11 protein-coding genes are annotated in these 10298 nt (G+C 71.0%); 6 read left to right on the plus strand and 5 right to left on the minus strand.

Annotation, left to right across the window (positions count from 1 at the left end; all coding sequences use genetic code 11):
- Positions 1-157: 157 nt before the first annotated feature.
- Both ABZS69_RS66615 and ABZS69_RS66620 read right to left on the minus strand, forming a co-directional pair.
- Positions 158-463 (minus strand): pyrophosphatase, encoded by a 306-nt coding sequence (locus ABZS69_RS66615; protein ID WP_355395445.1) that lies wholly within the window; start codon positions 461-463, stop codon positions 158-160.
- Between the two features lie 62 nt (positions 464-525).
- Positions 526-1893 (minus strand): ATP-binding protein, encoded by a 1368-nt coding sequence (locus ABZS69_RS66620; protein WP_355395448.1) that lies wholly within the window; start codon positions 1891-1893, stop codon positions 526-528.
- Positions 1894-2063: 170 nt separating this feature from the next.
- Between ABZS69_RS66620 and ABZS69_RS66625 the strand changes: the two genes are divergently transcribed.
- Together ABZS69_RS66625 and ABZS69_RS66630 are read left to right on the plus strand one after the other, a co-directional pair.
- Positions 2064-3047: an NAD-dependent epimerase/dehydratase family protein gene (locus ABZS69_RS66625; RefSeq protein WP_355395451.1), complete on the plus strand. Its 984-nt coding sequence runs from the start codon at positions 2064-2066 to the stop codon at positions 3045-3047.
- A 154-nt stretch (positions 3048-3201) separates the two neighbouring features.
- Positions 3202-3546, plus strand: a complete 345-nt coding sequence (locus ABZS69_RS66630) for a hypothetical protein (protein ID WP_355395454.1) — start codon at positions 3202-3204, stop codon at positions 3544-3546.
- Positions 3547-3710: 164 nt separating this feature from the next.
- Here ABZS69_RS66630 and ABZS69_RS66635 read toward each other — a convergent pair whose 3' ends face one another.
- The 3 genes from ABZS69_RS66635 to ABZS69_RS66645 all read right to left on the minus strand — a co-directional run bounded on the left by ABZS69_RS66635 (position 3711) and on the right by ABZS69_RS66645 (position 6653).
- On the minus strand, positions 3711-5363 hold the full coding sequence (locus ABZS69_RS66635; RefSeq protein WP_355395456.1) for an FAD-binding dehydrogenase: 1653 nt from the start codon (positions 5361-5363) through the stop codon (positions 3711-3713).
- Positions 5364-5633: 270 nt separating this feature from the next.
- Positions 5634-5966 (minus strand): hypothetical protein, encoded by a 333-nt coding sequence (locus ABZS69_RS66640; protein ID WP_355395459.1) that lies wholly within the window; start codon positions 5964-5966, stop codon positions 5634-5636.
- A gap of 147 nt (positions 5967-6113) precedes the next feature.
- Positions 6114-6653 carry a hypothetical protein gene (locus tag ABZS69_RS66645; protein WP_355395462.1) on the minus strand — a complete coding sequence of 180 codons (540 nt, stop codon included), beginning with the start codon at positions 6651-6653 and terminating at the stop codon, positions 6114-6116.
- 238 nt (positions 6654-6891) lie between these two features.
- On the opposite strand from ABZS69_RS66645, the gene ABZS69_RS66650 reads away from it, so the two are divergent.
- The 4 genes from ABZS69_RS66650 (at position 6892) to ABZS69_RS66665 (ending at position 10201) form a co-directional block, all read left to right on the plus strand.
- A complete protein-coding gene (locus tag ABZS69_RS66650) occupies positions 6892-8112 on the plus strand; it encodes an MFS transporter (RefSeq protein ID WP_355395464.1) in 1221 nt (406 codons plus the stop codon).
- A gap of 63 nt (positions 8113-8175) precedes the next feature.
- On the plus strand, positions 8176-8544 hold the full coding sequence (locus ABZS69_RS66655; protein WP_355395467.1) for an Imm8 family immunity protein: 369 nt from the start codon (positions 8176-8178) through the stop codon (positions 8542-8544).
- Between the two features lie 140 nt (positions 8545-8684).
- On the plus strand, positions 8685-9188 hold the full coding sequence (locus tag ABZS69_RS66660; protein ID WP_355395470.1) for an RNA polymerase sigma factor: 504 nt from the start codon (positions 8685-8687) through the stop codon (positions 9186-9188).
- The gene (locus tag ABZS69_RS66665) at positions 9185-10201 is read left to right on the plus strand and encodes a CU044_5270 family protein (protein WP_355395472.1); all 1017 of its coding nucleotides are present in this window, start codon (positions 9185-9187) and stop codon (positions 10199-10201) included. The genes ABZS69_RS66660 and ABZS69_RS66665 overlap by 4 nt, the downstream gene beginning before the upstream one ends.
- Positions 10202-10298 lie beyond the last annotated feature (97 nt).

The raw sequence follows: 10298 nt of genomic DNA on the forward strand, positions 1-10298 counted from the left end.
CCCCGCAACTCGGGACTGCGGAAACCCACTCAGCTCGCTATGCTGGCCGCCGCCAGTGAGTGCTCACCGTGTTGCGACGACCCCTCGAATACACCTCCTCTCGGGCGGGCCGCTCTCTTTTCGGGTGCGCGTCTCCCGCCGCGACGGCGAACCGGGCTCAGGGTTTCCAGGCCAGCCACTTGCGTGCGATCTCCGCCTCCAGGTCGACCCCGTGATGGTGGGCCATGAGGATCACGTGGCACAGCACGTCGGCCAGCTCCTCCCGGAAACCCGCCTCCAGCTCGTCCGGGGTGCGCCCCTTGGTCCTGGCCAGGCCCGAACGCATGAGGAACGCCTGGGTCAGCTCGCCGAGCTCCTCCTGGAGCTTGAGCAGGAACCAGGCGTCATCGCGCTCGATCCCGAGCTTGTCCGCGTATCGGCTGGAGATGGGCTCGATCTCGGCGGCGAGCTGGTGCAGATCCATGCCCGCGAGTGTACGGACCGCCTACGACAGACTCCGGTCCGTCACGGCTCCCCGTACATCCGTCACGGCTCCCCGTACAGAGGGAGGGTGGCCACGAAGCGGGCGCCGGGCGAGTGCTCGGCGATGGTGAGCGTGCCGCAGTGGGCCATGGCGATGTCGCGGGACAGCGCCAGGCCCAGGCCGCTGCCGCCCTTGTCCTTGGCCCTGGCGCTGGCCAGGCGGGTGAAGCGCTCGAAGACCCGCTCCCTGTCGGGCGCCGGTACGCCCTCGCCGTCGTCGGTCACCGCGACGATGACCTTGTCGCCCTCCACGGCCACCTCCAGGTCGATCCGGGTGGCGGCGTGCCGGGTGGCGTTGTCGAGCAGGTTCGTCAGCAGGCGGTCGAGCTGCATGAGCGAGCCGTGGACGGGCGCCGCGGCGCAGACGTCGGGGATGATGGGCACCCGGCTGCCCTCGCGGCGGCGGACCTGGTCCATCGCCACGCGGGCCACGTCCACCACGCGGCGCTCGCCGGCCGCGCCGGCGTCCAGCCGGGCCAGCATGAGCAGTTCGTCGATGATGCCGGCCAGGCGGTCGGCGGCGTCCAGCGCCCGCTCGCCGGTGGTCGGCCAGTCCGTCTCGTCGGGATAGGCGTTGGCCACCTCAAGCTGGGCGCGCAGGGCCGAGATCGGGCTGCGGAGCTCGTGGGAGGCGTCGGCGACGAAGCGGCGCTGGGTCTCGGCGGAGCGTTCGAGACGGTCGAGGGTGTCGTTGGTGGTGGCGGCCAGGTGGCTGATCTCGTCGCCGGTCTCGGGTACGGGCACGCGCCGGGTGAGGTCTTGGCCGGTGATCTCGGCCAGCTCGGCGCGGATGCGCTCCACGGGGCGCAGCGCGGACCCGACCGCGACCCAGGTGATGCCCGCCACGCTCACCAGGATGAGCGGAGTGCCGATGAACACCAGGACATATATCCATTTGAGGGCTCGGTCCACGTCGGTCAGCGAGGACGCCCCGTAGACGGTCACCGGGCCCTGCGGGGTCCGCACCGAGATCGCCATGACCAGGTAGTGGGTCTTGGGCTCGTCGGGGCTGCGGGACATGGTCCGCTCGCCGACGCGGACGGTCTCGGGCATGGTGGGCTCGAGGTCCGGCCGCCGCAGGCTCTGGGTCAGGCCGGGGCTGCTCGCGAGCACCCTGCCGTCCGCCGCGACCACCTGGAGGATCTGGACCCGTGACGGGGTCACCAGCACCCGGGGCAGCCGCCCCGCGCTCGCCTCGGCGGCGACCCGCCGTACGGCCAGCTCGACCCTGGCCTGAACCATGCTGCGCAGGTTCTCCGGCACGGTGGCGAGGGTGATGGCGGAGGCCGCGACGAAGACCAGGGCCGCTATCGACGTCGCGATCGTGGTCAGGCGTGCGCGGATCGAGCGTGGAATCAGCCGTCTCACCATCCATCTCGTACCGACTGCATCACTGTCTGTGACATTTACCCGCGCACGGCCATCGCAACATGACGGAGCGTGCGCCAGGGGAGGCCGTACGGCGGGCTTTCGCTGGTGGCGATTCCGCTGAGGGCGTGCCCGGCTACCGCACCGGGACCCGCCGGGCCAAGGTGGATGCCATGAAGCTTTTGGTGCTGGGCGGTACGGAGTTCGTGGGGCGGGCGTTCGTCGACGAGGCGGTGGCGCTGGGCTGGGAGGTGACGACGTTCAACCGTGGCACCCAGGAGCCGCGGGCGGGCGTGACGGCGTTGCGCGGCGACCGGGCGGCCCCCGGCGGGCTGGCGGCGCTGGAGCGCGGGGAGTGGGACGTCGTGGTCGACACCTGGTCGTGGGCGCGGGCCGCGGTCGGGGAGGCCGCGTCGCTCCTGGCCGGCCGGGCGGGCCACTACGTCTACGTGTCCAGCCGGTCGGTGTACGCGCCGCCGGTGCCGTTCGGCGCGGACGAGAGCGCCCCGGTCGTGGAGGTGTCGGCGGACGACGGCGACGACGACTACGCCAAGAACAAGGCGGGCGCGGAGCTCGGGGCGGTCGCGGCGTTCGGCGACCGGGCGCTGCTGGCCCGCGCGGGCCTGATCCTGGGCCCGTACGAGAACATCGGGCGCCTGCCCTGGTGGCTGGGCAGGATCGCGCGCGGCGGCCCGGTGCTCGCCCCGGAGCCGCGCGACCTCGGTCTGCAGTACATCGACGCCCGCGACCTGGCCGGGTGGTGCCTGGCGGCGGCTCGGCGCGGGCTCGGCGGGGCGTACGACGTGGTGAGCCCGCCGGGGTTCGCGACGATGGGGCAGCTTCTGGAGACCTGCGTCAAGGTGACTGGGTCAGCCGCCGAGCTGCGCTGGCTGGCCGCCGAGCAGATCCTGGCGGCGGGCGTGAGACCGTGGACGGACCTGCCGATCTGGCTGGTGGGCGAGGACTACGACTTCCTGCACGGGGCCGACGTGTCCAAGGCGGTGGCGGCGGGCCTGCGGTGCCGTCCGCTGGAGGAGACGGTGGCCGACACGTGGCGGTGGCTCCAGAGCATCGGCGGGCTTCCCCCGATGCGCCCGGACCGGCCGGGCGTCGGCCTCGCTCCGGAGCTGGAGGCCCAATTGCTGGGACAGGCGTAATGGTGACGGCCACCCCGGCCCTCCTTCGCGGGCTCTCGTCAGAGAACGAAGGCAGGCACGTGATGGCCGCAAACCACAGTCTGCCGTCCGGGTGGTGACCGCCGCAGCCAAATCCGACAAATGCTCTCAACTTCCTGCAAGCCATCATGTGGTCATGAGTGCATGGGTCTACATACGCGGCTGGCTCGAGTTCTCCGGGCAGCGATCCGAAGCTGAGCGGATCATCCGCCAGGGCGAGACGGAGGGCTGGGTCTTCCCCGAAGGCGGCTGGCTGGATGCCGCCTGCTACGCGCGTGCCGTTCGCGAGAGCCAGGTCGACGAGGTTCTCGCGCGGATCCGCCAGATCGCCGCCCTGCCGCCCGCGGACGCGGACGGCGATCGCGTCTGCGGGCTTTTCCTGGTGTTCCACGAGGTCAAGGGGCAGCAGGAGTGGCAGGTCCGCGACGGCGACGTCCTCGTCGGCCAGGCCCCGCCGCGTTACGACTACCTGTGGAAGTAGGGCGTACCGGGGCCGCGGCGGGTCGGCGTGCTGCGGCGGGCCAGTGGGCTGCGGCGCGGCTGGCGTGCTGCGCCGGGGCAGCGGGTGCGGCGGGTCAGTGGGTGCAGCGGGTCAGTGGGTGCAGCGGGTCAGTGGGCTGCGCTGGGTCGGCGGGCTGCGGCGGGTTAGCGGGCTGCGGCGCGGCCGGCTTGGCGGCCGGAGAAGATGCAGCCGCCGAGGAAGGTGCCTTCGAGGGCGTTGTAGCCGTGCACGCCGCCACCGCCGAAGCCCGCGATCTCGCCCGCCGCGAACAGCCCGTCGATCGGCTCGCCGTCCAGCCCCAGGGCGCGGGAGTCGAGGTCGGTCTGGATGCCGCCGAGCGTCTTGCGGGTGAGTACGTGGAGCATGACCCCGATCAGCGGCCCGGCGGCGGGATCGAGGATCCGGTGCGGTGCGACGGTGCGGCCCAGCTTGTCGCCGAGATACCGGCGGGCGTTGCGGATGCCCTGGATCTGGGAGTCCTTGCTGAACGGGTTGGCGATCTGCAGGTCGCGGGCCTCGATCTGGCGGCGGATGAGGTCGGCGTCGAGCAGGGGTTCGGGCGTCAGCCGGTTCATCTTGGCGACCAGCTCGTCCAAGGTGCCGGCCACGACGAAGTCGGCGCCGTTGCGCTTGAACGCCTCCACCGGGGCCGGGGCGCCCTTCCCGAGGAGGCGCTCCCGGAGGAACGCCTTGCGGTCGTTGCCGGTGATGTCGGGGTTCTGCTCGGAACCCGACAGGGCGAACTCCTTCTCGATGATCTTCTGGGTGAGCACGAACCAGGAGTGGTCGTGGCCGGTGCCACGCAGGTGCCGCAGCGTGCTCAACGTGTCGTAGCCGGGCAGGCAGGGGTCGGGCAGCCGCCGCCCCATCGCGTCGAACCACATCGAGGAGGGGCCGGGCAGGATCCGGATGCCGTGACCAGGCCAGATGGGGTCCCAGTTGCGCAGGCCCTCCGTGTAGTGCCACATGCGGTCGCGGTTGACCAGCCGCGCCCCGGCCTCGGCGCCGATGTCCAGCATCCGGCCGTCCACGTACGCGGGCACGCCCGTGACCATGCTCTCCGGCGCGGTGCCCATGCGCTCGGGCCAGTAGCGGCGTACCAGGTCGTGGTTGCCGCCGATGCCGCCGCTGGTGATGATCACCGCCGGCGCCGTCAGCTCGAACTCGCCGATCTTGTCGCGGTTGGAGGCGACCCCGCGCGGCGAGTCGTCCTCGGCGAGCAGCGTGCCACGCACGCCCTGCACGGCACCGCCGCTGACGATCAGCTCGTCCACCTGGTGGCGGTGGTGGAAGGTGACCAGCCCGCTGCCGGCCGCGTGCAGGACCCGGCGGACGAACGGCTTCAGCACACCCGGCCCCGTGCCCCAGGTGACGTGGAAGCGCGGCACGGAGTTCCCGTGCCCGTCCGCGCGTAGGTTGCCCCGCTCGGCCCAGCCGACGGTGGGCAGGAACTTGATGCCCAGGCTGTCCAGCCAGGGCCGCTTCTCCCCGGCGGCGAACTCGACGTAGGCCCGCGCCCACCGCACGGCCCAGGAGTCCTCGTCCTCCAGGCGGTCGAACTGGGCGCTGCCCTGCCAGTCGTTCCAGGCCAGCTCGAAGGAGTCCTTCACGCCCATGCGCCGCTGCTGCGGGGAGTCGACGAGGAACAGGCCCCCGAACGACCAGAAGGCCTGGCCACCCAGATTGGCGGCGCTCTCCTGGTCGACCACCGCGACCTTCTTGCCCCGGGCGGTCAGTTCGCAGGTCGCCACCAGACCGGCCAGACCGGCTCCGACGACGATGACGTCAGCGTTCATGGGCCGATGATTCCATCTCACCAGCTCGCACCATAAGGCACCTGGCCACCGATTTCAGCCCGGCGCCGCAGCCCCTGCCCGGTGCCGCAGCCCCTGCCCGGTGCCGCGGCCACCCTGCCCGGTGCCGGGGTCCTGCCCGGCGTCCCGGTGAAGCTCCCCAGGACACCGGGCTCCGTACGTGCGCCGCCGCTCCGTGCGTGCGCCGCCGCACCGGTCCGGCGGGCGGCCACCAGGACAGCCCTGCCGATCGCCCGGCGCCGCGGCGGAGGTTCAGGTCTTCCTTCTGCTCGCCGCTCCTCCTTTGGCCGTGCTGCGCGTCGACGCCATGCCACTGGCCGGGCCGGGGGAGAGATGATGTTCCAGCGACTTCATGATCTCGGGTGCCAGGACCTCCGCCAGCGCGGGCGCGAGAGCGTCCGCCAGCGCGGACGACAGCACCTGCGTGAGCAGGAGCCTTTCCATCGGCGACGTCTTCGACGCCATGCCCGAGGTCGACGCGAGGGCCGATTCGATCAGGGTCGCCATGGGGTCCACGCCGCGTGCGCGGGCCTTGGTGGTCTGGCCGGACTCGCTGAGGATGTCGCGGATGAGGTCGTCGATCATGGACTCCAGAGGGTTGTGCTCGGAGGAGTTACCGGTTTGCTCCGGCGCCATGAGGTGCTCCTTTACGGTTTGGTGTGAGCCGCCTCCCGGTTTCCGATGCCGGGAAACCAGGAGACGGCGTTCTTCCTTGCGGTCCGGCGGGCGCGGTTATCGGGAGGCAAGGGCGGCCAGCATCAGCGGGTGTTCGATGCCGGCTTCTTCGCCTTCTGTGCGGCGGCGCATGAGCGCGGCGAGCAGGAGGGGGTGCTCGATCATGCTCGTTCCGCCTTCCTTGCGGCGGCGCATGAGCATGGCGAGGAGGAGGGGGTGTTCGATGCCGCTCTCTTCGCCTTCTGTGCGGCGGCGCATGAGCGCGGCGAGCATCAGCGGGTGCTCGATCATGCTCGTCCCGCTTTCCCTGCGGCGGCGCATGAGCATGGCGAGGAGGAGGGGGTGTTCGATGCCGCTCTCTTCGCCTTCTGTGCGGCGGCGCATGAGCATGGCGAGCATCAGCGGGTGCTCGATCATGCTCGTCCCGCCTTCCCTGCGGCGGCGCATGAGCATGGCCAGCATCAGCGGGTGCTCGATGCCCATCTCGGTGCTCTCCTCGCGGCGCGCTGCGAGCGCGGCGAGCATCAGCGACTCGAACGCCTCCCGCTCTTCGGTTTCGCGCTCAGTCGTCTCGGTACGCTCTGCGGTCTGGGTCATCTGATTCCCTTTCAGGCATGGTGATAGGCACACCAGGGGTGTAGCCGGAGATGCATGCGACCGATACCCGCGAGGGGTGGGCCCCATTCGCCCAAAGAGCGTGTCGTACCGTTCCTGACCTGGCCTTTTACGTGGATCGTGCGAACCGGGGCGAAGGAGCGCCTAGGACCATCGGCGTAGAACGTCTAGGGCCGGTGACCGATCCGGGGCGGCCCCGCGTCCGCTGATACTCCTGGTCATGTCGATCGCCTCCGTGCAGCGCCGGTCGGGCGTGCGGCCGTTTCTCGTCGGGATGTTCGTGGACGCCCTGGGCAGCGGCCTGTACTACCCGCTCACCCTGCTGTTCATCCACCGGGTCACCGGCCTGCCCATGACCGTGGTCGGGCTGGGGGTGACGGCGGCGGCCGCGGTGGGGCTGGCCGCGAACCCGGTGGCTGGCGTGCTCATCGACCGGTTCGACGCGCGGCGCGTGCTGATGGGTACGTACGTGCTGCGCGCGCTGAGCTTCGCCGCGTACCCGTTCGTGGACGGCTTCGCCGGGCTGATCGTGGTCGCCGCGCTCGTCGCGGTCGGAGACCGGGCCTACTATCCCGCCTCCGGCGGCTACGTCTCGGTCCTGGCCACGGGTGCGGACCGGGACCGGTTGTACGCGCTGATGTCGACCGCCAGGAACGTCGCGTTCGGCCTGGGCGGGCTGCTGTCGGCGGGGGTGGTGTCGCTGGGCGGCACGACCGGCTTCGTGATCATCGCGTCGGTCAACGCGGCCAGCTTCGCCGTGGCCACCGGATGCCTGATCCTGTCGGGCCGGCGCGCGCCGGTGGAGCCGACACCGCCGGAGCGGGGCGGGTACCGGCGGGTGCTGGCGGACCGGCCCTTCGTCGGGCTGGTGGCGGCCGAGCAGGCGTTCACGCTGACGCGCATGGTCCTTCCGATCGCGCTGCCGGTCTACGCCGTCACGGTGCTCGGTGCCCCCGCCTGGCTGCTGGGCCTGCTGTACACGCTCAACACGATCCTGGTGGCGGTGGGCCAGCTCGCCGTCCGGCGACGCCAGCGCGCCGCCCGCCGTACCCACGCCATGGCCCTCGGTGGGGCGGCCCTGATCGTGTCGTGCGTCCTGTACGCCGCGGCGGCCGCGCTTCCTCCCGGATCACCGCGCGTCATCGCCCTGGTGGCGGCCACCCTCGTGTTCACGGCGGGCGAGCTGATGCACGCCACCCCGTCCTGGGCCCTGGCCGTGGCCACGGCACCACCCGCCCTCCGCGGCCGCTACCTGGCGATCCACCAGCAGACCTGGGCGATCGGCAACGTCGTCGCCCCGGCCGCCTTCTCGGCCCTGCTGGGCGCCGCGCCCGCGCTGCTGTGGGGCACCCTCACCGTCCTGCTCGCGCTGGCGAGCCTCACCCTCCTCCACCTCTCCCGCCGCCTCCCACCGGACGCCGTCGCCGCCCCGGGCGCCTGACGCGAACGGCACCGAGCAAGGAACGGCAGAGCACTCCGGAACCCCCGAGCTGACAGCCCACGTGTGCGCGATCATGGGACGGTGAGAGCACGAGTAGGAGAGTTCCGTTGGGTCGATCTTGAGGCGGGGCGGACACTCGACGATCCGGCCCATGCCTGCGAGCTCCTGGAAATCCACGTCGGTCCTCAGGGCGAGTCGGGCGAGGAACGATTTCAACTCACCGTCTGCACCCCGTCGGCCCTGACAGAGCAACTCCGGCACCGCTCCTTTCTCATCGGCCGGCACTGGCTTTTCGTCGCCGAACTGCATCCCGACCAGGTGACCGAGTGGCTCGGCGATCGGATCGCCGTCATGGAAGCCCCCACATGGGGTGAGCTCGCAGAGAAGATCGGCCGGATCGGAGAGTGGGAGTTCGAGGATCACACCGGCTGAGGCCTGGCAATCCGGCACGGCCTTCGGGAGTCGCCGAGCGTGCGAAGACGGAACCCCCGAGAGCCGTATGTACGTCTGGCACGAACTCCGCGACTCAAAGATTTTCGGGAAGAATCGCATGCTTGCGGGCAATCAAGGGTGTGATCACTGCTCCTGACGTCTTCGAGGCCGTCTTCGAAGCCCATTACGAGGAGATCCGGCGCTACATCGGGCGCAGGCTCGACCCCGACGTGGCCGAGGATCTCGCCGCGGAGACGTTCCTCATCGCCTTCAGGCAACGTGAACGCTTCGACTCGGCCGTCGGTGGCGTCAGGCCGTGGCTGTACGGGATCGCGACCAAACTCATCGGCCGCCACCGGCGCGCCGAGGTGCGCAGGTACCGCGCCATGGCCAGGACGGGGCCGCCACCTGACGACGAAGGACACGACCAGCGGATCGTGGACAGGCTCAGCGCGAGCGTGACGGTCGACCGGCTGGCGGGGGCGCTGGCGCGGCTGTCGAAGGGGGAGCGCGACGTGGTGCTCCTCATCGCGTACGGCGGGCTGAGCTACGACGAGGTGGCGGCGGCGCTCAGGATCGCCCCAGGGACGGTCGCGTCCCGGTTGAGCAGGGCCAGGACCAAGCTGCGTGAGGTGTTGGGATGAACGAGTTCCAGGTCATCGACTCGGTGATGCCCGATGTGCCGCCCCCGTCGGCCGACCAGCTGGCGGCGGCGCGGGAGCGGGTATTCGCAGCAACCCGGGTACCTCCTGCGCCCAGGGTGCGGGCGGGCAGAAGGTCGTGGACGGGGATGGCGCTCGTCGCGGCGGCCGTCGCGCTCGTGGTCGGCGCGGTGGTGGCCCTCGTACCTCGACCTACGCCGGAGCCGGCAGCGGTCACGCCCATGCGGAAACTGGAAGCCGCGGCCGCCAGGCTGGCGGCGACACCGGAGGCGAAGGGCCGCTTCTGGCGACGAGACACCGAGCGGGTCATGCGGACGAAGAACGGCCAGGACTACGGGGTCGAGGAACGGGCCATGGAGGTCCTCGCCTTCGGGCCCAGCCGCGAGGTCTACGGCTGGCAGGAGCCGGTGTCGTCGAAGCCGTACACGGCCGAGGGCCTGAAAGCGTGGCGACGGGACGGCTCCCCCAAGCTGTGCCCCGCGCGGGGGTGCGACAAGAACATGCCCGCATACTCCTCGGTGGAGCTGGATCTGGGACTGGAGCTCGCCGAGGGGCTGAAGCCGACGATGGTGGAGCTGCGGAACCTCCCCAAGGAGCCGGCGGCGCTCAGGGCGCGGCTGCTGGACAGCTACGACCCGCAGCTGGCCGCCGAGCGCGAGCCCTGGCTCGCGGAGGCCGCCACGCGGCTCATCAACTCACCGGCGACGCCTGGCACCAGGGCTGCCGCCTACCTTCTCCTCGCGAATGAGCCGGGCGTCAAGGTGGTCGACGACATTCTCGGAACGTTCGGGCTCGATGGGCTGGCCCTCCAATACAAGGCGGAGTCGGTCGTAGGGCAGATCGTGATCGACCGCAGGACTGGCCAGTTGCTCGGGAGTCAATGGCTGACTCCTGAGGGCGCGGCCTGGTACGCCGAGATCGTCAGGAAGGCGGGCTGGAGCGATGCGCGGCCGATGCTGCCTGCCAAATGCGTCCGCTGTACGGCCCGGCTCTAGAACCAACGCCGTTCAGTTAGGGCTGGGGTAGCGCGTCAAGGGCTGGCCGGGATCATGTTGATGCTGATGGTGGCTTTGTAGGTGGTCCGGTCGATGG

The organism is Nonomuraea sp. NPDC005650, assembly GCF_040605375.1.
Classification (GTDB): domain Bacteria; phylum Actinomycetota; class Actinomycetes; order Streptosporangiales; family Streptosporangiaceae; genus Nonomuraea.